This window comes from Amycolatopsis sp. A133 (assembly GCF_031082405.1).
In the GTDB taxonomy this organism is placed as follows: Bacteria; Actinomycetota; Actinomycetes; order Mycobacteriales; family Pseudonocardiaceae; genus Amycolatopsis.
Map to the genome: position 1 here is coordinate 1 of NZ_JAVHJU010000025.1, position 21,257 is coordinate 21,257.

The 21,257-nt window shown below is 72.0% G+C and carries 22 protein-coding genes and 2 pseudogenes; 8 read left to right on the forward strand and 16 right to left on the reverse strand.

What is annotated here, in order from left to right; all coding sequences use genetic code 11:
* Both Q5425_RS18660 and Q5425_RS18665 read right to left on the reverse strand, forming a co-directional pair.
* Positions 1 to 219, reverse strand: a pseudogene (locus Q5425_RS18660) (M15 family peptidase); the annotation flags it as partial.
* 391 nt (positions 220 to 610) lie between these two features.
* The gene (locus Q5425_RS18665; protein ID WP_308673530.1) at positions 611 to 1,174 is read right to left on the reverse strand and encodes a cadmium resistance transporter; all 564 of its coding nucleotides are present in this window, start codon (positions 1,172 to 1,174) and stop codon (positions 611 to 613) included.
* Positions 1,175 to 1,234: 60 nt separating this feature from the next.
* On the opposite strand from Q5425_RS18665, the gene Q5425_RS18670 reads away from it, so the two are divergent.
* Entirely contained in the window at positions 1,235 to 2,170 is a 936-nt protein-coding gene (locus Q5425_RS18670; RefSeq protein WP_308673531.1) for a GNAT family N-acetyltransferase, read from the forward strand.
* 154 nt (positions 2,171 to 2,324) lie between these two features.
* Here the strand turns inward: Q5425_RS18670 and Q5425_RS18675 are convergent, their stop codons facing one another.
* From Q5425_RS18675 to Q5425_RS18700, 6 genes are all read right to left on the reverse strand, one after another.
* Entirely contained in the window at positions 2,325 to 3,773 is a 1,449-nt protein-coding gene (locus Q5425_RS18675; RefSeq protein ID WP_308673532.1) for an aromatic amino acid lyase, read from the reverse strand.
* Complete coding sequence (locus tag Q5425_RS18680) at positions 3,770 to 4,777, reverse strand: ornithine cyclodeaminase family protein (protein WP_308673533.1); 1,008 nt, start codon at positions 4,775 to 4,777, stop codon at positions 3,770 to 3,772. Before Q5425_RS18680 ends, Q5425_RS18675 begins: the two co-directional genes overlap by 4 nt.
* Positions 4,774 to 5,316 carry a YbaK/EbsC family protein gene (locus Q5425_RS18685; protein WP_308673534.1) on the reverse strand — a complete coding sequence of 181 codons (543 nt, stop codon included), beginning with the start codon at positions 5,314 to 5,316 and terminating at the stop codon, positions 4,774 to 4,776. The genes Q5425_RS18680 and Q5425_RS18685 overlap by 4 nt, the downstream gene beginning before the upstream one ends.
* A gap of 352 nt (positions 5,317 to 5,668) precedes the next feature.
* Positions 5,669 to 5,962 carry a DUF2516 family protein gene (locus tag Q5425_RS18690; RefSeq protein ID WP_013222364.1) on the reverse strand — a complete coding sequence of 98 codons (294 nt, stop codon included), beginning with the start codon at positions 5,960 to 5,962 and terminating at the stop codon, positions 5,669 to 5,671.
* An 84-nt stretch (positions 5,963 to 6,046) separates the two neighbouring features.
* Positions 6,047 to 6,736, reverse strand: coding sequence for a hypothetical protein (locus tag Q5425_RS18695; protein ID WP_308673536.1), 690 nt, complete (start codon positions 6,734 to 6,736; stop codon positions 6,047 to 6,049).
* The gene (locus Q5425_RS18700) at positions 6,733 to 7,152 is read right to left on the reverse strand and encodes a helix-turn-helix transcriptional regulator (RefSeq protein WP_308673537.1); all 420 of its coding nucleotides are present in this window, start codon (positions 7,150 to 7,152) and stop codon (positions 6,733 to 6,735) included. The genes Q5425_RS18695 and Q5425_RS18700 overlap by 4 nt, the downstream gene beginning before the upstream one ends.
* A gap of 144 nt (positions 7,153 to 7,296) precedes the next feature.
* Here Q5425_RS18700 and Q5425_RS18705 point away from each other — a divergent pair, with 144 nt between their 5' ends.
* Positions 7,297 to 8,451 carry a methyltransferase domain-containing protein gene (locus Q5425_RS18705; RefSeq protein ID WP_308673538.1) on the forward strand — a complete coding sequence of 385 codons (1,155 nt, stop codon included), beginning with the start codon at positions 7,297 to 7,299 and terminating at the stop codon, positions 8,449 to 8,451.
* A 15-nt stretch (positions 8,452 to 8,466) separates the two neighbouring features.
* Here Q5425_RS18705 and Q5425_RS18710 read toward each other — a convergent pair whose 3' ends face one another.
* Genes Q5425_RS18710 through Q5425_RS18720 form a run of 3 tightly spaced genes read right to left on the reverse strand, consistent with a single transcriptional unit; the run spans position 8,467 to position 9,860 of the window.
* Entirely contained in the window at positions 8,467 to 9,078 is a 612-nt protein-coding gene (locus Q5425_RS18710; protein WP_308673539.1) for a nucleoside kinase, read from the reverse strand.
* Between the two features lies 1 nt (position 9,079).
* Complete coding sequence (locus Q5425_RS18715; RefSeq protein WP_308673540.1) at positions 9,080 to 9,484, reverse strand: zf-TFIIB domain-containing protein; 405 nt, start codon at positions 9,482 to 9,484, stop codon at positions 9,080 to 9,082.
* Between the two features lie 7 nt (positions 9,485 to 9,491).
* Positions 9,492 to 9,860: a VOC family protein gene (locus Q5425_RS18720; RefSeq protein ID WP_308673541.1), complete on the reverse strand. Its 369-nt coding sequence runs from the start codon at positions 9,858 to 9,860 to the stop codon at positions 9,492 to 9,494.
* 90 nt (positions 9,861 to 9,950) lie between these two features.
* Here Q5425_RS18720 and Q5425_RS18725 point away from each other — a divergent pair, with 90 nt between their 5' ends.
* On the forward strand, positions 9,951 to 10,412 hold the full coding sequence (locus Q5425_RS18725) for a CGNR zinc finger domain-containing protein (RefSeq protein ID WP_308673542.1): 462 nt from the start codon (positions 9,951 to 9,953) through the stop codon (positions 10,410 to 10,412).
* Between the two features lie 214 nt (positions 10,413 to 10,626).
* On the opposite strand, the gene Q5425_RS18730 is transcribed toward Q5425_RS18725, so the two are convergent.
* Entirely contained in the window at positions 10,627 to 11,925 is a 1,299-nt protein-coding gene (locus tag Q5425_RS18730; RefSeq protein ID WP_308673543.1) for a DUF445 domain-containing protein, read from the reverse strand.
* 29 nt (positions 11,926 to 11,954) lie between these two features.
* Here Q5425_RS18730 and Q5425_RS18735 point away from each other — a divergent pair, with 29 nt between their 5' ends.
* Together Q5425_RS18735 and Q5425_RS18740 are read left to right on the forward strand one after the other, a co-directional pair.
* Complete coding sequence (locus tag Q5425_RS18735; RefSeq protein ID WP_308673544.1) at positions 11,955 to 13,121, forward strand: pyridoxal phosphate-dependent aminotransferase; 1,167 nt, start codon at positions 11,955 to 11,957, stop codon at positions 13,119 to 13,121.
* 740 nt (positions 13,122 to 13,861) lie between these two features.
* Positions 13,862 to 15,253 carry a hypothetical protein gene (locus Q5425_RS18740; RefSeq protein WP_308673545.1) on the forward strand — a complete coding sequence of 464 codons (1,392 nt, stop codon included), beginning with the start codon at positions 13,862 to 13,864 and terminating at the stop codon, positions 15,251 to 15,253.
* Positions 15,254 to 15,746: 493 nt separating this feature from the next.
* Here the strand turns inward: Q5425_RS18740 and Q5425_RS18745 are convergent, their stop codons facing one another.
* A complete protein-coding gene (locus Q5425_RS18745; RefSeq protein WP_308673546.1) occupies positions 15,747 to 17,192 on the reverse strand; it encodes a PLP-dependent aminotransferase family protein in 1,446 nt (481 codons plus the stop codon).
* Positions 17,193 to 17,253: 61 nt separating this feature from the next.
* Here Q5425_RS18745 and Q5425_RS18750 point away from each other — a divergent pair, with 61 nt between their 5' ends.
* Positions 17,254 to 17,901: a hypothetical protein gene (locus tag Q5425_RS18750; protein ID WP_308673547.1), complete on the forward strand. Its 648-nt coding sequence runs from the start codon at positions 17,254 to 17,256 to the stop codon at positions 17,899 to 17,901.
* Here the strand turns inward: Q5425_RS18750 and Q5425_RS18755 are convergent.
* Both Q5425_RS18755 and Q5425_RS18760 read right to left on the reverse strand, forming a co-directional pair.
* Positions 17,898 to 18,425 (reverse strand): Clp protease N-terminal domain-containing protein, encoded by a 528-nt coding sequence (locus Q5425_RS18755; protein ID WP_308673548.1) that lies wholly within the window; start codon positions 18,423 to 18,425, stop codon positions 17,898 to 17,900. The genes Q5425_RS18750 and Q5425_RS18755 overlap by 4 nt on opposite strands.
* Positions 18,425 to 18,634 carry a sigma factor-like helix-turn-helix DNA-binding protein gene (locus tag Q5425_RS18760; RefSeq protein WP_004559389.1) on the reverse strand — a complete coding sequence of 70 codons (210 nt, stop codon included), beginning with the start codon at positions 18,632 to 18,634 and terminating at the stop codon, positions 18,425 to 18,427. The genes Q5425_RS18755 and Q5425_RS18760 overlap by 1 nt, the downstream gene beginning before the upstream one ends.
* Positions 18,635 to 18,725: 91 nt before the next feature.
* On the opposite strand from Q5425_RS18760, the gene Q5425_RS18765 reads away from it, so the two are divergent.
* Together Q5425_RS18765 and Q5425_RS18770 are read left to right on the forward strand one after the other, a co-directional pair.
* Positions 18,726 to 19,511 carry a protein phosphatase 2C domain-containing protein gene (locus Q5425_RS18765; RefSeq protein WP_308673550.1) on the forward strand — a complete coding sequence of 262 codons (786 nt, stop codon included), beginning with the start codon at positions 18,726 to 18,728 and terminating at the stop codon, positions 19,509 to 19,511.
* A gap of 35 nt (positions 19,512 to 19,546) precedes the next feature.
* A pseudogene (locus tag Q5425_RS18770) lies at positions 19,547 to 20,107 on the forward strand (DUF998 domain-containing protein); the annotation flags it as partial.
* A gap of 84 nt (positions 20,108 to 20,191) precedes the next feature.
* Here Q5425_RS18770 and Q5425_RS18775 read toward each other — a convergent pair.
* Entirely contained in the window at positions 20,192 to 21,220 is a 1,029-nt protein-coding gene (locus tag Q5425_RS18775) for a D-cysteine desulfhydrase family protein (protein WP_308673551.1), read from the reverse strand.
* Positions 21,221 to 21,257 lie beyond the last annotated feature (37 nt).

The window sequence follows — 21,257 nt, forward strand, 5'->3', positions numbered from 1 at the left end:
CTGGTCGGGTCCGACCGGGCAGCCCTCGCGCCAGCTGTTCCCGAGCCGTTCGGCGGTGACGGGCTTGATGACGGCCAGATAGGCCGGTAGCCCGCTGCCGGCTGGAGCGGCGAGTTCCACGGTCTGGGGGCCGGTGGCCGCCGGTGCCGGCGCGGCCACGGCCAGGACCGCGGACAGGGTGAACGTGATGATGGCAAGAACTCTGGTTCTCAGTTTCATGATCACCCCACGCCTGGCCCGGGTGATCGGCTGTGTCGCCGTTGGATACGCCACAACGAAGCAACCTCGAGCGCACCGGCGAATTTTCACGGCGCCGGCGGTTACGGGCGCATCGGATGCCGGGGATCGTCATCGTCGCCTGCGCCGCGCTGGCGCTGCCGCTGCCCCTGTCGCCGGCGCCGGCGCCGGCGCCGCGCTGCCGCTGTCGCCTGCGCCGCGCTGCAGCTGCCGCCTGCGCCGGGCTGGCGCTGCCGCCTGCGCCGGGCCGCGCTGCCGCTGCGCGATGCCGCCTGCGCCGCGCTGCAGCTGCGCGATGCTGCGACGGCACCCGATTCCCGCCGCCGGTGGTCACCGCGCCATTCTCGGGGCCCTCCCCCTCCCCTCCCACCGCCTAGAACGCGCCGACCAGGATCAGCGCGCCGAGCGCGATCAGCACCACCGGCAGGACCACGTGGCCCCACCGCGCGAGGACCCGCGCCACGCCCGGACGGGTCGCCAGGAACCGGCCCGCGGCGCACCACACCGCCACGCCCGCCAGGAACACCGCCACGTAGCCCACCAGGCCCGCGGGCCCGGTCGCGGCGAACGCCGGCACGTACACGCCGACGTTGTCGCCGCCGTTGGCGAAGCACACCGTCGCGATCCCGAGCAGGCCGGCCGCCTGCGCAGGCTCGTCGTCGTCCTCACGCCACGCCCGCCAGGCCGCGCGGATTCCGAGCAGCACCGGGAGCACGCCCAGCCAGCGGACGGCACCGTCCGGCAGCAGCCCGGCCCCGAGCGCCCCGGCGACCGATACCGCCAGGATCGCCGCGAAGCCGAGGAACTGCCCGGCCACGACCTTGAGCTCGCCGCGACGTCCGGCCGCCTGGCCGAAGAACACCGCGAGCAGCACGAGGTCGTCGACGTTTGTCACCGCGAACATCGCCGCCGCGCGCCCCAGCAGTCCGGCGTCCACACCCACCTCCGCGGTAAAACCGCTTGGCGAAGGCCGGCGCGGCACAGGACGATTCTGCCCATGCCCGTCGTCACGCGCCGCGGCTACACCGGTCCGGCGGACCTGCGCGCCATGCAGAGCCTGGCCCAGCGGATCTGGTCGAAGTCGAGTTCCTTGCACATCGGTGATCTCGCGTGGCAGCGGTTCCAGCACGCCGGCCGGGAAGCCGAATGGCCGACCGTGCTGTGGGAAGCGGATGGCGAAGTCGTCGCGTGGGGCTGGATTTCGCTACCCGGTGAACTGGCGCTGCTCGTGGATCCGGCGCGCCCCGAACTCGCGTCCGAGGTACTCCGCTGGTTCGAAGACACCGCCTCCGCGGCCGAGCTCGCTGTCACGGTGCTCGACGCCGAGAAGCATGTCGTCGCCGCTCTGGAGCGAGGCGGTTACGCGCTTCAAGAGAGCCCGGTTTTCCAGTCGTACCTGTCTCGCCTCCTCGTGGATCTGCCCGAACCGGTGGTACCCGGCGGGTTCACGGTCCGGCCGGCCGGCCGGGACGAGCTGGCCCGCCGCGTGGCGGTGCACCGTGCGGTCTGGCACCCGTCGAGGGTGACCGGACCGAGCTACCGGACCGTCATGGCCGCTTGGCCGTACCGGCCCGAGCTGGACTGGGTCGTGGAAGCACCCGACGGCCGGTTCGCCGCCCAGTGCCTGATCTGGCTCGACGAGCGCAATGCCGTCGGCGAGCTGGAGCCCGTCGGAACTTTGCCGGAGTTCCGTCGTACGGGGCTCGCCCGCGCGGTGTGCCTCGCCGCGCTGCTCGCGGCCCACCACGCCGGCGCTCGCGAAGCCGTCGTGTATCCGGTGATCGGTCATCCGAAATCCGTGGGTGCCCTCCCTCTGTATCGCGATCTTGGCTTCCGCCCGTATGCCCGCACCCTCACCTTCACGCGGACCCGCCGTCGTATCCCTCCTTCCCCCGGGTCCGCGTCCCCGGAGGGCGCATACCGACGAACGTAGCGCCCGGTCCGGCCGGCCTGTCCGTTTCGGCCCCGTCCGGCGGCCGGTTGTCCACATCTGGGTAAGCCTGTGGACAACCCGGTGGATTTCTTCGCCGGAGCCCCGAAACCGTCGGCACCGCGCGATAGTGTCGAGACGGGGGGACCCCCGCGGGTCAGGTGAGCGTCGCCAAGTCGTTGAAGAAAGCGGCCCGGCACACGGCAATCAGGCGCTCGACCTCGGGTCCGAGCGGTCGATCCCCGTCCAGCGGCGGCACCACCGACCGCACCCACCCGTACCCTGCGCGCAGCCCCGGCACCCCCTCGCCACCGGCCAAATGCCGTGCTTGAGACGCCGTGATCAGCTCGCAAGCCGTGATCGCAAAAAGGTGCGAAGCCGCCGCGCGCAGCTGTTCGCCCGCCGCGGTCGCAAACGCTTGCACGTCCTCCTGACCGGCCGAGGTGTCGATCGAACCGAGCGTTGCCGGCGCCGCGAGCCGGCGCAAAGCATGCAATTCGCCGGCCGCTCGCTTGTGCAGCGGCACCAATCCCGCCTGCGGCCCGGGATCCGCGGTCAGCTGCGACGGCAACCCGCTGAACCGCTCGTCCAGCAGGCGATGCGTCCGCTGCACCGAAACTTCGCCGAGGTGCACGAGCGCGGCCGTCACTGCGTCCATCCGCAACCCGAGGTCCACCGCGTGATAGGCGGTTCCCGGAACGAACGAACCGTCGACGAACGACGGCGAATCACCCGGCATCGTTCCCCACCGGCGCTGCGTCTCGTGCAAGTCGCCGTTGACGCGGGAGGCGTGCGCCAGCGCCCGTGGCGCGACCCGCACCGAAAGCGGGGCCTGGACCAGATCGGGCCGCACCGGGCCGATGCCCACCAGTCCGGTCAGCTCGTGCAGCACCGTCCGCAGGTGGTCGTCGCCGCCCGCCATGACCGGGGCAAAGACCTCGCGCGGCGCGCCGAGCACGTCGATCGCCATCGCCGAGGTGAGCGTCTGCAGGTCGATCAGCTGCTGGGTCTCGGTCCAGCCGCGCTGCGCGTGCATCACCGCCAGCGGAGAACCCTGAAGCAGCGAAGCACCTTCTTTCGGCCCCAAGACATAAGGCGTGACCCCACGGGCAGCGAGTGCCGAAGCGGCCGCTACTTCGGCGCCGCGCTCCAAGACCGTGCCGATGCCGAGGAACGTCTGGAATGCATGGGACAGCGCGATGATCTCGCCCGAGCTGCCGAGCCCGAAGCGCGGGACAGCGGGCGTGAAACCGTCGTTCAAGCGGTCCACCAGGAACTGCACCAGCTCCGGGCTCACCCCCGACCACGGCTGCAGGAAGTCGCGCAGCCGGACGACGAGCAGCGCGCGGACGTCCTCGGGCGGCAGCCACGGCGGACCGCCGACGGCCCGGCCGATCAGCAGGTTGCGCTGGTGTTCGGCTTGCTGCCGCGGATCGAGGGCGACTCCCGCGAGGCGGCCCATCCCGGTGTTGACGCCGTAGACCGGCTTTTCCCGCTCCGCGAGCGCTGTCAAGAGTGCGTTCCGGCGTCGTGTCAACGTCTCTACCAGCGGTTTGTCCAGAACCAACCGTTCACTGTCAGCGAACTCGCTGTCGGAGACGATCATCGGTAGGGCAGCATGGTGCCGACGCCGGAAGCCTCGGCACGGGTGAGGATCATGTTCGCCACCGCAACGTCCGTTGTGGACAGTCCGCGGTGCCAGAACAGGATCCGTTCGGCGTCGTGCTCGCGGCCGGGTTTGCTGCCCGCCACGATGTCGCCGATCTCGGCGTGGACCCGGTCCGCGGTGAGGAGGCCGGCGTTGAGCTGCGGGCGCAGGGCGCCGAACCGCGGGTTGCCGGACCGCGATTCGCGCCAGTCGTCGACGACGACCTTGTCGATGTCGTCGAGCAGCGTGAGCTCGAGCGCGCTGATCGTGCCGTAGGGCACCAGGAAGGTGCCCGGCCGGAGGAACTCGCGGCGCACCAGCGCCTCGGGTTCGACGAGCCGGGAGGCCTCGACCTGGATGTCCGCGCCGTCCAGGGTCTCCTCGGCCGTGGCGCAGACGCGGACGTCCTTGCCGAGCCGCTCGGACAGCCGGCGGCCGAAGTCCTCGCGTGACTCCGGGCGCTTGCTGGTCACGCGGATCTCGGCGAAGTCGAACAAGGAGTCCAGCAGCACGACGTTCCACCAGGCGGTACCGCGGGCGCCGATGTGCCCGAGCACCCGGGCATCCGGGCGGGCCAGGTACTTCGCGCCGACGGCGGTCATCGCGCCGGTGCGGGCCTCGGTGATCATCGTGCCGTCGACGATCGCCCGCGGCATGCCGGTGTCCGGGTCCAGCAGGAGGATCAACGCCATTTCCGAAGGGAGGCCCCGTTCGAAGTTCCCCACGAAGTCACCGACGACCTTCACGCCACTGACCTGCTTCGCGGACAGGTGGCCGCGGAGGATGTTGAAGTGGCCCTTGCCGCCGTTGTCCGGCACGAGGTGCGTACGCGGTTCGAAGACGACCTGACCGCGGCCGTGGTCGGCGAGCACGTCCTCGACCGCGCCGACGATGTCCGCGTCCGTGACGTCGAGCGCGTCGATGTCGGCGCCGGTCAGGTACCGGAGCCAGACGGACGTCACCGGGCGAGGTCCTCGATGACCTCGGCGCCGGGCAAGGCGGCCAGTGCGGCGCCGGAGATCAGCAGCTTGCTGCCGCGGATCCCGCTGCCGATGACGAGCTCGGGCGCGTCGGCGACGCGGCGATCGAGCAGGATGGGCCACTCGGCGGGCAGGCCGACCGGCGTGATGCCGCCGTACTCCATCCCGGTCAGCGAGACGGCTTCGTCCATCGGGGCGAACGACGCCTTGCGGACGTCGAGGCGGCGCTTGATGACGCCGTTGACGTCGGCGCGAGTCGTCGCGAGCACGAGCGCGGCCGCGAAGCGGACTTCGCCGGCGCGCTTGCCGGCGACGACGACGCAGTTCGCGGACGCCTCGAGCGGCGAGCCGTAGGCCTCGCAGAAGGCGGCGGTGTCGGCGAGCGACGGGTCGATCTCCGCGACGCCGACGGCGTCCGGGTCGGCGAGCGCGGCCAGGGCCTTGGCCACGGGCTCGGCGAGCAGGTCAGTACGCGAGGGGGCGGGAACGACGGTGAGGCTCCCGGCGATGGTCCAGGTCACGACCCCATTAAAACAGCGCCCCCGCCGCGCTGGACGGGGGTGGGAAGGAGGTGCACCGGCGGGGCGGGGCGGGGCGGGGCGGGGCGGGGCGGGGCGGGGCGGGGCGGGGCGGGGCGGGGCGGGGCGGGGAAAGACTCCCCCAGCGCAGACCGGAGAGGGAAGGCGGCTCCCCGGAGCTCACTCGCAGCAGACCGAAGCGGGAAAGCGGCTCCCCGGAGCCAACCGAAGCGGGAAAGGCAGCTCACCCGGGGCCAACCGGAAGGCGGATCACCCGCCGCAGAGAAGGCAGCTCACCCGGCACGAACGCCGGCAGACCGGGCGCACACCACGCACACCAGCGCCGGGCCGGAGCTCACCAGCTGGAGCCGCCGCGTTGGACTTCGATCAGCTTCGGGCGGACGTCCACGATGTAGACCAGGGCCGCGGCCATGGCGGGCACGTAGAAGATCATCCCGGGGCCCATCACGGGGAACAGCACCATGGCGAGCGTCGCGCCTCCGGTGATCAGCATCCAGATGGGCTTGGTCTTGCGGTCGGCCGCGGAGTAGGCGTCGGCGCGCTGGAGCAGCGCGTGCACGAAGGCGAAGAGCCCGACCAGCGCGCTGCCCCAGTGGATGACATTGAGGATCCAGATGGCGACTAGCACAGCGACAGCTTACGGCAAACCGCCCGAACGACCCCGGCCCCGCCACCGGGGGTCCGGTGGCGGGGCCGGGTGTTCACGGCGATGTCACTTGTCGGTCTTCGGCGCGGCCGGCTTCTTGGCGGCGGTGCCGGTGGTGGTCGACGTGGTCGTGCGGCGGGCCGGGGTGGCCGTCTTCGGGGCCGTCTTGTTCGCGACCCGGCGGCTCGCCGAACGGGTCTCGTGGGCGACGTCGTCACCCAGCTCCTCGATGGCGTCGGCGGTGTCGCCGGCGACCTCGGTCACCTTGCGGGCGGTCTTCTCGCCGGCCGAGCGGGTGCGCTTGGTCACCTTGGCCAGCACGCCGTCGACGCGCTCGCGGACCTCGCCCCCGACGACCTCGACCTGGCCCTGCGCGGTGGTCAGGGCCTCCTCGAGCTGCTCGATGGCCTTCTTGACCTGCGGCTGCGTGGCGAGCTTGTCCCACGCCTGCTCGCCCGACTCGGCCAGCTTGTTGTACAGCTTGAGCGCGGCCTCGGTGTACTCGTCGATGACCTTGCGGAGCTCGGCCGGGTCCAGCTTCTCGCGGAGGCTCTCCACGTCGGTCGGCAGCTCCTGCAGGTTCTTGCGGGCGGCCTCGCTGCTCTTGGTCACGTTCTCCTTGGCCTTCGCCACGGCGTCGGTGACGGCGTGGGTGGCCAGGTTGCCGGCGCCGAGCGCGGCGAGCAGCGGGGTGCGGACCTGGTCGAGGGCGGTGGTGACGGCCTTCTTGACGTCTTCGGTCTTGGGGGTGGTCATGCTGACTCCTTGGGATACGCGGCTGAAGATGTGTGCGGGGTCTCCGCGGCGGGAGAGGCGGCCGGCCGTGCCGCGGCGTTCTCCCGGCGGAAGGACTCGTAGACGTCGAGCAGGACCTGTTTCTGCCGTTCGGTCAGCTCGGCGTCGGCGCGGATCGCGTCACCCACCGGCCCGCCCGTCGGCAGGTCGAGGATTCCGGCCTGCACGTACAGCGCTTCCGCCGAAATGCGCAGGCCCTTGGCGATCTGCTGCAGGATCTCCGCGCTGGGCTTGCGGACCCCGCGCTCGATCTGGCTCAGGTACGGGTTGGACACGCCGGCGAGCTTCGACAGCTGGCGCAGCGAGATCTTCGCGGTGTTGCGCTGCTGGCGGATGTACTCGCCGATGTCGGAAGCGATGTCCGCGACCTTCTCCATGGGACTGCCGGATCCTGACGTCCCACCGGTGTCTGTCATCCGGTCACCTCCTCGCGACAAGTTCGACGGTACGCCCGAGTGCTAGCTATTGCAAGCACCTTGCTTGCAACCATCGGGTGTGACGCTCACCGCTACCGTGGTCCCATGACGCGCTCGGCCCGGCTGCGGCGGCGCCTCGTCGAGCACCTGCTCGACGAGGACGTCCTGCACGCCCCGGAGTGGATCGCCGCCTTCCGCGCGGTCCCCCGCCACGTCTTCCTGCCGCGGTTCTTCGTGCCGGCGGGCGGGCTGTGGGCGGCGGTCGACCGCGACGATCCCGGCTGGCTGGAGACCGTCTACTCCCGCGACGTGCTGGTGACGCAGCTCGACGACGACCCGGAGCGCTGGGAGTTCGCCCGGCGCACCGGCCCGGTGGCGGGCACGCCGACGAGCTCGTCGAGCATGCCGTCGATCATGGCGATCATGCTCGAGGAGCTGCGGGTGCGCGACGGGCAGTGCGTGCTCGAGATCGGCACCGGCACCGGGTACAACGCCGCCCTGCTGAGCCACCGCTGCGGCGCCGCCCGAGTGTCCACAGTGGACATCGACCCGGTGATCGTCGCGGCCGCGCGCGAACGGCTGGCCGAGGCGGGGCACCACCCGGCGTGCGCGGTGGGTGACGGCGCGCTCGGTTTCCCGGCCGGGACGGTCTTCGACCGGGTGCTGTGCACCGCCTCGGTGTCTTCGATCCCGCTGGCCTGGCTGGCGCAGACCGCGCCGGGCGGCCTGATCGTGACGACGCTGAACCGCCCGATCGGCGCCGGGCTGGTCCGGCTCATCGTGGCCGGGGACGGCACCGCACAGGGCCGCGTCCTCGCCCGCGACGGCCGGTTCATGCCGCTTCGCGCCCACCGGCTGCCGGAAACCGGCCCGCTGCCGATGCCCTCGCGCGGCGACTGGACGCAGACACGGCTGCCGATGTCGACGGTGCTCCAGCCCCGCCGGCAGTTCGAGTTCTTCGCCGGGCTGGCCCTGCCCGGCGTCCGGCCGGTGCGCGAAGGCGGCGACGACGAAGCGCCGGGCGTCGCGCTGGTCCACCCGGACGGCTCGTGGGTCCGCCACCGCAAGCGCGGCGGCGCGGACGAGGTCGCCCAGGGCGGTCCGCGGGCGCTGTGGGAGCTCGCCGAGTCAGCCTTCGTCGAGTGGTGCGAGCTGGGCAAGCCGGACCGTGACCGGTTCGGGGTCACGGTGACCGGCGACCACCAGGAGTTCTGGCTCGACGCCCCGGACGGCCGCACCTGGCCGTTGGACCAACGCTGAACTACCAACGCCGAACTAAGGCAGCCGCGCGCGGATCCACTCCTCGACGTGGTCGGCCGTCGCCTGCGGGGAGACGTCCGTGGTGTCGAAGAGGTCGACGCCGAGTTCCGGCGCCGACTTCCGCAGCCAGTCGTTGAACTCCAGCATCTCCTCGATCCGCGCCTCGTCCCACTCGCGCCACGCCGGGCGCGCCCGCAGCCGGGCGCGCAACGACGAAGGCGACCCGACCAGCGCCAGGTAGTGGATGTCGCTGAAGAACGCGCGCTCCGGCAGCGGCTCGAACTCCGGCGGCGCCACCGTCCCGCACAGCACGACCGGACGGCCGTTCTGGTGCAGCATCGCCGCCATCCGCAGCCAGACCGAGCGGAACGCCGCGACGTCGTCGTGCAGGGCGCTGATCCAGAGGATGTCCTGCTCCAGCAGGACGACCTCACCGGCGAACCGGTCGGCCAGCAGCGGCCCCATCGTCGACTTCCCGGCGCCGCTCGGCCCGGTCAGCGCGAACAGCGGCAGCTTGCGGAACGGCCACTCGTGCCCGCACTTCGCGCACGTGACGACGTTGCCCGCGACGACCGGGCGGTCCGCCAGCTCGCCGCACGCCGGGCAGATCCGCAGGTCGAGGCCCATCTCAGTCGAAGAGGTTCTCGAGGAAGCTGCGCTTGCGGTGCCCGTGCCCGTACGGACGCGGCGAATCGGAGTACCCGCGGTGCGGCCGCGGCGAGTCCGCATAGCCCCCGCGGAACGCCTTCGGCGAGTCCGGATGGCCACCGCGGTACGCCTTGGGCGAGTCCGGGTAGCCACCACCGCCGCGGAACGGGCGCGGGGAGTCGGGACGGCCGTGGCCGCCTTGGTACAGCGGTGGCGGCTGCTGGCCGTAGAACGAGCTCTCCGCACCGACGATCGCCTCGAGCTCACCGCGGTCCAGGAAGATCCCGCGGCAGCCGTCGCACTGGTCGATGTGGACGCCGTTCTTGGCCACGGTCCGCATCTGGTTCTGACACTTCGGACAAATCACACCGCCGAGCCTACGCAAAAACGCGTCAGCAGGCGCAGAGGCAGAACGGGTGCCCCACCGGATCGGCGTAGACGCGGAACGTCTTCGGGCTGTCGTCCAGCAGTTTTGCCCCCAGCCCGAGCACGCGCTGGTGCGCCGCTTCCAGGTCCATGACGTTCAGGTCCAGGTGCAGCTGCTGCGGGTTCTCCGTCGACGGCCACGCCGGCGGCCGGTAATCGGCCACCCGCTGGAACGCGATGCCCGCGCCGCCCGCGGGGTTGCGCAAGGTCACCCAGTGCCCGTCTTCGGCCACTTCGGGCGCCTCCCACTCCAGCACCGCCCGGTAGAACCCGGCCAGCGCGACCGGGTCGGGGCAGTCGAGGGCCACCACACCCAGGGTCGGAACCGCACTCATCGTCGCTCCCTTCGATCTTGAGTAACCAGTTAAATGATTATGTGGGTTAGCGCCGCCGGGGGCAACCACCGTCCGCCGTACACTCGGCAGGTGCACACCGACGCGTCCTTCGTGGTGGAGTTCCTCAACACGGTCAACGTCGAAGAGGGCACTGACCTGCTCGAAGATCCCGGGCAGTGGCGCGAGTGGGCGGCTGGGCACGGGCTGGAGGCCAACCCGGCCGCCGAGGCCCGCGCGGCGCGCGACGCCCTGCGGGCGGCGATCGGCGACCCGCGGCTGCCCGGCGGCCGGGTCGACGTCGGCACCCGGATCTCCCTCACCGCCGACGGGCCGGCGCTCGTCGCGGACGACGTCGTCGGTGCGGTCTTCGCGGCCTGCGCGCGGCTGGTCGTGCGCGGTGACTGGATCCGGCTGAAGATCTGCCCCGCCGACACGTGCCTCTGGGCGTTCTACGACGAGTCGCGCAACCGCTCGCGCACGTGGTGCTCGATGCGCGTCTGCGGCAACCGGGAGAAGGCGCGGGGCTGGCGCGCCCGCGCCGCCGCGGGCTGAGCGGCCCTCATCCGAGCGGCGGACCCTCGATCAGCTGTGGACAACTTGGGGACGGAGCACCACATATCCACGCCTTGGGGCTCCCGGCCCCCACACGTTGTGGACATCCGTTAGGCCATCACCGTGAAAACCTGTGGATAACCCGGGGGATAACTCAGCTTCCTGTGGACAACTGGTTTGAAGGTGCCCCAGGTGTGGTATATGAGCAAGCTGCTTAAAACAGCAGCTCCGCGACGGCGTAGATGACCAGCCCGGCGAGCGCACCCACGACGGTGCCGTTGATCCGGATGAACTGCAGGTCGCGGCCCACCTGGAGCTCGATCTTGCGAGACGTCTCCTCGGCGTCCCAGCGCTCGACCGTGTCGGTGATGATCGTGGTGATCTCCCGTGAGTAGTTCTTCACGAGGTACGCCGCGGCTCCCTCGACCCAGCCGTCGGCCTTGTCGCGCAGCTGGTCGTCGGTGATCAGCCGCTGCCCCAGCGACGTGAGCCCCAGCCGGACGCGCCGGCGCAGCTCGCTCGACGGGTCCTCGGCCGCGTTGAGCAGCATCTCCTTGGCCGTGCTCCAAGCCGAGCCGATCAGCCGCTGCACCTCCTCGTGGTGCACGATCTGGCCCTTCACCTGCTCGGCGCGGGCCATCACCTCCGGGTCGGTCTGCAGGTCCTGGGCGAACTCGCCGAGGAACTTGTCCAGCGCCAGCCGCATCGGGTGGTTGACGTCGGTCTTCACCGCCCAGGTGAAGGACAGCACCTCGCCGTAGACCTTGTCCGCGAGCATCTCGTCGACGAACTTCGGCGACCAGCTCGGCGCCCGGTCCGACACCACGCGCAGCATCGTCGTGTGGTTGTCGCGCACCCACTCGTAGGCGCGGTCGCACATCAGGTCCACGAGCTTGTGGTGCGCGCCGTCGGCGAACACGCCCTGCAGGATCTTGCCCAGCGGCGGGCCCCACGGCTTGTCGATGATCCGGCGCGCGACGGCCTGCTCCATGATCGCCTGGACGTCCTCGTCGCGGAGCACCTTCACGGCCGCCCGGACCACCGTGGCCAGCTCGGACGTCACGCGCTCGGCGTTGTCCGGCTCCGCGAGCCAGCCGCCCAGCCGCCGCGCGATCTCGACGCGCTTGAGCTTGTCGCGCACGACCTCCTCGGACAGGAAGTTCGAGCCGACGAAGTCGCCGAGGCTGCTGCCCAGCGCGTCCTTCTTGTTCGGGATGATCGCCGTGTGCGGGATCTTGAGCCGCAGCGGGTGCCGGAACAGCGCCGTGACGGCGAACCAGTCGGCCAGCGCGCCGACCATGCCGGCCTCGGCCGCGGCGCGCACGTACCCGACCCAGCCCGGCCAGCCGCTCGACTGGGCCCAGCTGGCCAGCAGGAACACGACGGTGGCGCCGATCAGGAACGACAGCGCGACCAGCTTCATCTTGCGCAGTCCGCGCCGCTTTTCCTCTTCGCCGGCCGCGCCGCCCGGCGGGTCGGCGGGCGTCACCTTGGCGGGGGTCAGTTGCTCCACATCACCATTGTCCGTGAGGATGGCTGATCGTGCGCGAACCTGCTCTCGTCCCCCGCCTCCGGCCCTTCACCTCGACCATCTTCGCCGAGATGACGGCGCTGGCCGTCCGGCACGACGCCGTCAACCTCGGCCAGGGTTTCCCGGACACCGACGGCCCGGCCGGGATGCTCGAAGCGGCGAAGAACGCCCTGTTCGGCGGGGCGAACCAGTACCCGCCGGGGCCCGGGCGCCCCGAGCTGCGGGCCGCGATCGCCCGGCACCGCCGGCGCTACGGCACCGAGTACGACCCGGACACCGAGATCCTGGTCACCGCGGGCGCCACCGAGGCCATTGCGGCAGCGTTGCTGGCGCTGACCGAGCCCGGTGACGAGGTGATCGTCATCGAGCCGTACTACGACTCCTACGCCGCCGCGGTGGCGATGGCGGGGGCCGAGCGCCGGGTCGTCGGCCTGGTCGAGGGCCCCGGCGGCCGGTTCGGCCTCGACGTCGACGGCCTGCGCGCCGCCGTCACGCCGCGGACCAGGGCGGTGCTGGTGAACTCGCCGCACAACCCGACCGGCACCGTGTTCACGCGCGCCGAGCTGGAGGCGCTGGCCGCGCTCTGCGTCGAGCACGACCTCATCGCGATCTGCGACGAGGTCTACGAGCACCTGGTCTTCGATGCCGCGGAGCACATCCCGCTGGTCACGCTGCCCGGCATGCGGCCGCGGACGGTGAGCATCTCCAGCGCCGGCAAGACGTTCAACTGCACCGGCTGGAAGATCGGCTGGGTCTGCTCGACGCCGGAGCTCGTCGCGGCGGTGAAGGCGGCGAAGCAGTTCATCACCTTCGTGTCGGGCGGGCCGCTGCAGCCCGCCGTCGCGCACGCGCTCGACCACGAGCTGCCCTGGGTCGACGGCCTGCGCGCGTCGCTGCAGGAGAAGCGCGACCGGCTTTCGGCCGGCCTCGCGGACGCCGGCTTCGCCGTGCGGCCGACGGCGGGCACCTACTTCGTCTGCGTAGACGTGCGGCCACTGGGCTTCACCGACGCCGCCGATCTGGCCTGGGAACTGCCCGGCCGGGTCGGGGTCGCCGCGGTGCCCGTGAAGGTGTTCACCGATCACCCGGACGAGTGGAACCACCTGCTGCGTTTTGCGTTCTGCAAGCGCAACGAGGTCATCGACGAGGCCATCACCCGATTGCGCAAACTGGTCTGACGACCGCGGACGGGCCGGGTAGACCGTTTTCCCGGCCGGTCCGGCGCCGCGCCGGGGGTGGGCCGCGCTCCGGCCGCGCGCGTCGAGCACCGGCGCCGGTCGGGCGGTGTCCACCACTTGCCAGCCCGGATTGTCACGTTCCGCGATCATGGCGACCTCGCACTGCGACAGCCGCGAGGCCGCAGGAGGTCCTCGGCGCGCGGCTCGGCCTGGCGAGGCTCGGGCGAGCGGGACGCCGGACGGCGGCGGCGTTTCGTGATCACGGACCGCAGCCGCAGCCGGGATCACCGCGGGGGAAACGGTTTCGGCACAGCACAACGACCGTCACCCGCGACCCGTTCGGCCCAGTGTCCGTCCCACATCCCGGACGTATTTCCGGTCAGTTGGCCGAAACCGCGGCGTGCACACGGAACGGAACCGAACCGGCACGGATCGCGATCGTGGCGCGCGAAACATCAGGTCAACCCCGGCGACTGCAAATTGCACTACTCCTCCGAATGGCCGTAGGCGAGCACCCGAACGGCACTGAGAGTGATCAACTCGTCGGCCGCAGAAGCCTTGTCCGGTAGGGCCGTTCCGCCTTGCGGGCTGGATCGAACGCGGGAGAGGTGAAAGACTCCCGAGCGGTGCTAGAAAGAGTGCAGCCCCGGGGGAACTGCGACCTAGCCGGAGAAAGACCCAGCAAGAACAGGCTCGAGCGGGCATCGCGAGAGCCGCAGGCGCGGACGGTGGTGGTGGCGGTGAGCAGCACGGCGGACTCACGCCGCGGCGCTCCCGCGCGCGTTCGGTTGCCCCTCACCGCGGGTGAAACCCCCTCGGCGGAAGCTCCGCACGAGCGCGTACGCGCACCGCGCCCGTGGACCGCGTCGCTGCAGCGGCCCGCCGCCAAGATCCTGGTCGCCGGCGGCCTGACCCTCGCGGGCTGGCTGCTCGGCGCCGCGCTGTCCGGCAGCACCGCGTCGGCGGCCGCCGGACCGGCGTGCCCCGAAGCGCCCGTGGTTTCCACTGTGGACCATGCCGCGGACCATGCCGCGAAGCCGTTCTGGCACGCCCGGCACCGCAAGCACCACCACGAGACCGGCGCCGCGACGTGCGCGCTGCAGCCGAAGATCGACAGCGCCGGGCCACCGGCGGACGAGACGCAGCAGAACAGCGCACCGACCACCGCGTCCGGAACCACGTCCGAGACCACAAAGGACAGCGCACCCACCGAAGAGCCGACCACCACCTCTTCGGACAGCGCACCCACCGAAGAGCCGGCGCTCACCAAGTCGGCCTCTCCGGACAGCGAGCCCGCCCAGGAGCCGGCGCCTACCAAGGCGACCTCCTCGGACAACAAGCCCGCCGAAGCACCGAAGGCCACCTCGGCCGGCGGAAACCTGCTCGGCGGCCTCGTCGGCAACACCCTCGGCGCGGTCACCGGAGCGACCACAAAGGACACCGCCGCAGCGCCGGCGTTCACCACGAAGGCCACCGGCGGTGACCTGCTCGGCGGCCTCGTCGGCGGCGTCCTCGACGTGGTCGGCGGAACGCTGTCCACGGTCACGGGCACGGTCGGCGCCCTCACGGACACGCTCTCCCACACCGTGCTCGCGCCGCTCACGCAGCCGTCCGCGAACTACCCCGGTGCGACCGTGCTGCTGCCCCTCGACGACGTGCTGGGCCCGGTGTTCAGCGGCGGCTCGAACGCCGGCGGCGTCACCGCCACCGTGCCCGGTGGGCCGGCCGTCGTGACCGAGGTGCCGGCGGCTACGGTCGCCGAGACCGTCCCGGCCGGTGTCACCGAGGCCGAGCCGCAGCAGACCACCCGGGTCGCGGTTGTGCACCTGGTCGTCCGGCAATCACAAACGTCGCTGCCGGTGGTCCAGGACCAGCCGCGCGACTCCGGCACGCACGCCACGGGCGGCGGGGGCGACTCGACCCCCGGCCTGCCCGGCGGCACCACCGCGCCGAGCGCGCCGGCCCCCACCGCCGCCCCGGGCCACGACGGTCCCGGTGGCGCCCGCCACGCTTTCGCCGTCCACACCGACGACGTCACCACCACGCAGCTCAAGCTGATCGGCACCAGCCGCGACCACGAAGTCGACGGCGCAGGCAGGGAAGCCGCCCTGCCCACCACCTCCCCCGACTGACCCCGAACCGGGCAGCCGGGGACAAGTGCGCCCAAATCACGATCGTGACTGCGCACCCGCACGCCGTTGAGGCGTGACATTTCCCCTGCTCCAGTACGTGATCCGTGGATCTTTCACGTCTCGTGACGCCTGAGCGCGTCCGACGTACCCCCAGGGGCGAAACCCATGCGAAACCACCGTCTTTCCGACCGGCCGACCGCGCCCGGCCGGGTCGGATCCCGGTCCCGGCGCCGCGCTGCCCCCGCGGCGCCGGGACCCACACCGGGCGCGCTCCGGGAGCCCTTGCTCACCGCGCCGAGCGAGGACTCGCAGTACCGAGAGCGCACCTGAGCCGCCGGCTTCCCGGCACGTCGAGGGGCTGTGCCGGGAAGCCGCGGTACCCGCGAACGGGGTCACGTCCGTGAGCGGGTGTGTGAACACGAACCGGTGCGCTGGATGCACATGAACGCCGCCCATCCCTGGGAGCAGGCTCGCATCCAGCGCACCGGTTCGTTCATGCGATGGGCGCGTCCAAGGAAGCCGGGGTGCCGCGGACCGACGCTTCGGCCGCGCTCAGCCGCCGGACGGCTTCGTCGATCCGGTCCGGTGGCAGTGAAAACGGCAACCGGATCCAGCGCTCCAACCCGCCGTGGACGCCGAAGCGCGAGCCCGGCGCCACCTGGACGCCGTGGCTCGCCGCCGCCACCGCCAGGCGCGAGCTCACCGGCTCCGGCAGGCGGCACCACAGCGACAGGCCGCCGCCGGGCAGCGTGAACGTCCAGTCCGGCAGGTACCGGTGCACCGCGCCGGCCAGCGCGTCGCGGTAGCCGCGCAGCTCCTCGCGGCGGCGGCCCAGCAGGGTTTCGTCGGCCATGAGCTCGGTCAGCACCAGCTGCTCGAACACCGGTGACCCGAGGTCGACCGCGTAGCGCGCCGAAACCAGCCGGCCGAGCAGGTCCTCCGACGCGCGGATCCAGCCGAGCCGCAGCCCGCCCCAGTGCGTCTTCGACGCCGAGCCGACGCAGATGGCCAGGTCGCCGGCGAACGAGGCCAGCGGTGGCGGCCCCGCCGTCGGGTCGCCTTCCAGGTCCAGCTCGACGAGCGTCTCGTCCACCACGACCGGCGTCCGGGCGCGGGCCAGCACGGCCCCGAGCCGGGAGCGGCCTTCGGCGTCCAGGCGCAGGCCGGTCGGGTTCTGGAAGTCGACCACGAGGTAGGCGAACCGCGGGGACGCCTGGCGCAGCGCCGCGTCGACCCCGGCGATGTCCCAGCCGCTCGCCCCGCTCGGGTCGAGCGCCACCGGCACCGGGATCGCGTGTGCGGCGCGGATCGCCTCCAGTGCGTTCGGGTACGTCGGCTGCTCCACCAGCACCCGGTCGCCGGGACCGGCGAGCATCCGCAGGACCAGGACGAACGCGTGGTGCGCGCCGTTGGTCACCATGACCTGCGCCGGCGTCGTCGGCAGCCCGCGCTCGGTGTAGCGCCGCGCGATCCGCTCCCGCAGACCGGGCAGGCCGCGTTCCTGGTAACCGTGGTCGCCCAGGTGGTCGACGAGCCGGACGCGGGCCGTGTCGACCGCGGCGGCCGTGCCGGGGATCGCCGGCGAGGACGCGTGGGTGAAGTCGATCGAGCCGTCGCCCACCGGCGCGAGCGGCCCGCGGCGACGCCGTCCGGGCGCGGTGGTCCAGGAGCCGGCCCCCCGGCGGCTGGCGACGTACCCGTTTTCCCGCAACCGGTCCAGCGCCGCGCCGATCAGCGTCCGGCTCACCCCGAGCGCGTCGGCCAGCTCCCGTTCGGCGGGTAGCCGGGTGCCGAGCGGGAGCTGGCCGTCCAGGACCTGCAGCTCGATGGCCGCGGCCAGGTCCGCTGCTCCGTGCCGGGAGCCTTGCCGCCACGAGCCCAGCATGACGGCCAATCGCGGACCCGAGATGCGTCCACCCAGCGGGATCGAGGGTTCCATAAGACCAATATCCTGGAATTGGCTATGGTTTACCAGTCCACTTACCCCCGATAGTGGAGTTGTGGCTCAGATCGATCTCCGGCCCGTCCGGATCACCCGTGACCCCGTCCGCCGCAGCGTCCAGCTGCTGGCCGGCCTCGCCCTCTACGGCGCCAGCGTCGCCTTCGTGACCCGGGCGCGGCTGGGCCTCGAACCCTGGAGCGTGCTCGCCGAGGGCGTCATGAAGCACACCGGGCTGACGTTCGGCACGGTGACCGGCCTGGTCTCGGTGGCCGTCCTGCTGCTGTGGATCCCGCTGCGCCAGCGGCCCGGGATCGGCACCATCGCCAACGTCGTGGTCATCTCGGTGGTGGTCGACCTGGTGCGGGCGGTGCTCCCCGACCAGCACGACCTGGCGTGGCAGATCGTGCTGCTGGCCGGCGGGGTGGCGCTGAACGCCGTCGCGACCGCCACCTACGTCGGCGCCCGGCTCGGCCCGGGGCCGCGCGACGGCCTGATGACCGGGCTCGCCGGACGCACCGGCTGGTCGGTCCGGCTGGTGCGCACCGGCATCGAGATCACCGTCGTCGCGGTGGGCTTCCTGCTCGGCGGGACCGTCGGGGCCGGCACCGTGCTCTACGCGCTGGCCATCGGGCCGCTGACGCAGGTGCTGCTGCCCTTCGTCGTGTGGCGCGAACCGCAGCGCGAAGAGCAGCAGCCCGTTCACTAGCCCGCCCTGCGCTGCTGGACGGCCCGGCGCAGCGTCAGGTAGTCGGCGCCGCGCCGGGCGAGCACGTCGTCGGTGCCGCGCTGCTGGGCCAGCGCCAGCAGGATGTGCTCCTGACCGAGGTGCTTGTCCCCCATCCGGACGGCTTCCTTGAGACTCAGCTCCAGGGTCTTCTTCGACTGCGCGGTGAAGGGGATGTGCCCCCGCTTGGCCGGGCCGAGCCGCCCGGCCAGCGCGCCTTCGCCGTGCGTCTGCTCGACGCGTTCGACGATCTGCTCGACGTCGATGCCGAACTCGGTGAGGGCCTCGGCGTCGGCGTCGCTCACCCCGCCGCGGCGCCGAGTGCGGGCCAGCTCGGCCGCGATGTCGTCGGTGGACACGCCCAGTTCGGCGAGCACCCCGACCTCGGTCTTGACCAGCCCGGCGAGCAGGTGGGCGGGCCCGATCTCCACCGAGCCGGACTCCCGCGCGACGACTTGCGCCTCGACGACCGCCATCCGCGCGTCGGCCGTGAACCTCTCGAACATCAGTGCCTCCCGTACTTCTTGTGCACGGCCTGCCGGCTGACCCCCAGCTCGGCGGCGATTTCCTGCCACGACCAGCCGTGCACCCGCGCGCTGCGGACCTGCACGGCCTCCAGTTGTTCCAGCAGCCGCCGGAGCGCGGCGACCGCGCGCAGCCCCACCCGGGGATCGCGGTCACCCGCCCGGGCGGCCAAATCCGTCGCTTCCGTCATGTCCGTCAACCTACGTTGACATCCGGCGATTGTCAACCTGGGTTGACACGCTCAGCGCGAAGCCACCGGACGGGGGACGTACAGTCGGGTGATGCCCGAGATCGTGATCGCCGAGCGGGCCGGGGTGGGCGCCGACGGCCACCCCCGCCCGACCGAGGACCACGTCGTCGTGCTGGACAACGCGGTGCTGGTCCTCGACGGCGCCACTTCGGCGGACCCCTCGCAACCCCCGGGCGGCTGGTACGCGGAACGGCTGGCCCGGCGCCTCGCCGACGACCTCCGCGAGGCACCCGAAGCCGCTCTGACCGACGTCCTGACCAGCGCGATCGCCGCGGTGACGGCGGAACACCACCTGCGGCCGCAGCGATCACCGTCGAGCACGGTCGCGGCCGTGCGCTGGCTCGAAGACCGCGTCGACGCGCTCGTGCTCGCCGACAGCCCGGTGGTCGGCTTCGGCGGCTTCGGGGTCGACGTCGTTTCGGACGACCGGCTCGCCCGGCTGCGGCGGCGCGGGATGCTCCAGACCGGCGCCGACGTCCGTCGCCGTCGCAACGCCCACGACGGTTTCTGGGTCGCCGAAGCCGACCCGGACGCCGCCGCGCACGCGGTCCAGCGCAGCTGGCGGCGGGACGGCGTCGACGCCGTCCTGCTCGCCAGCGACGGCGTGTCCATCGGCGTCGACCAGTACGAGCTGTTCGATTGGCGCGAGGTGCTGGCGGTCACCCGCGCCGACGGGCCCGACGCCGTGCTGGACGCCGTCCGCACCGCCGAGAAGCAGGATCCGGACGGCGAGCGCTGGCCGCGGCCGAAGCGGCACGACGACCAGGCGCTCGTCCTCGTCGATTTCAATCAGGGGGTTATTCAGGGTCTTCCCTGATCACGGGTGGCGCGTTTCCCGAGACCCTGGACGCCATGGGGACGGAAGCGGGGAACCGCACGAGACCGTGGCGGCTGGTCGCGCTGGGCGCGATCGGGTGGGGGCTGTTCACGGCCGTGGTGCTGCACATCATCAGCTCGCGCAACCCGGTGTACGACACGCTGTCGAGCTACACCGTGACCGACCGCGGCGAAGGGATGCTCGGGGCGAGCGTGCTCTCGCTGGCCATCGGGTCGCTCGCGGTGCTCGGCGCGCTGCAGGTCGCCGGCGTGCCGCTGTCCCGGACGACCCGGCTGCTGCTCGCGTTGTGGGCGCTCGGGCTCGCGGCCGCCGCGATCTTCCCGGCGAGCTACCCCGAAGCGCCGGACCCGGTGAGCGGCGAGATCCACCTCTACGCGTGCCTGGTGGCGTTCTGCAGCCTGCCCGGTGCCGCGTTTTCGCTGCTGGAACCGCTGAAGGGCCACCCGGACCGGGAGGCGCTGATCCGGGCGATCCGGCTGACCGCGGGGGCGTTCGCGCTGTTCGCGCTGAGCTTCGTCTTCGTGCGGCTGAGCGAGGCCGGGATCGAGCCGTTCCGCGAGATCTCCGACGCCTTCCCGATCGGCGTCATGCAGCGGCTGCTGCTGCTCGCCGACGTCGTCCTGCTGCTCTCGCTGCTGCGGCTGGCGACCCGGCTCGAATCAGCCTTCGACGGCCGCCGCGAATTCGGGCGCGTAGCCATACAGGCCGGGCATCCCGCCGGTGTGCAGGAACACCACGTGGTCGTCCGGGGCGAAGAGGCCCGCCCATTCGACCAGCGCGGCGGCCACCTTGCCGGTGTAGACCGGGTCGAGCACCACTCCTTCGGTGCGACCGAAAAGCCGTAGAGCGTTCCAGACCGCGTCGGTCGGGATGCCGTAGCCGGGGCCGAGCGTGGAGTCGCTCATTTTTGTGTGCGCGAGCGACGGCGGTTCGACGCCCAGGAGCTTGGCCGCGCCTTCGACGAGGTCGCGGAGGTTCTCCGTGGCCTCGTCGAGCGGGTGGCTGACGCAAGCGATGCCGACGCCGAGGCCGCCGAGCAGCCCGGCGGCCAGCGCGACCCCGGCCGCGGTGCCGCCGCTGGCGTGCGGGACGACGAGGTGGGCGCGCTCGATGCCGCGATCGGCGAGCTGCTTCGCGAGTTCGTACGTGGCGCGGACGTAGCCGAGCGCGCCGAGGTCGTTGGAGCCGCCGACCGGGATCGTGGCGACCTTCCGGCCCTCGGCGGCGGCTTCGGCGATCAGGCGGTCGTAGGTGCGGCCGGTTTCTTCGCCGTCGGCACAGACGTGGACGGTCGCGCCGAAGAGCTTGTCCAGGGGGATGTTGCCGCCGCGCTCGTAGGCGTCACCGTCCCGCGGGACCTTGGCGGTGAGCACGAGTTCGCAACGCAGGCCGAGCTTCGCGCACGCGGCGGCGGTCTGCCGGCCGTGGTTGGTCTGGAGCGCGCCGAAGGTGACCACGGTGTCCGCGCCGGCCTCGCGGGCGGCACCGAGGTGGTATTCGAGCTTGCGGAGTTTGTTGCCGCCCGCCCCGAGCGGGTGCACGTCGTCGCGCTTGAGCAGGAGGTTCGGCAGACCGAGGGCCTCGCCGAGCCGCGGTGCCCCGTGCAGCGGAGTCGGCCAGCCGCCCAGGTCGACGCGGGGGACCGCGGCCAGCGCGGCGTCGGGGAATCCGGCGAAGTCGAACGTCATCGGCCCTCCAGGCTCGGCTACCGGCTCACTCTAGAGC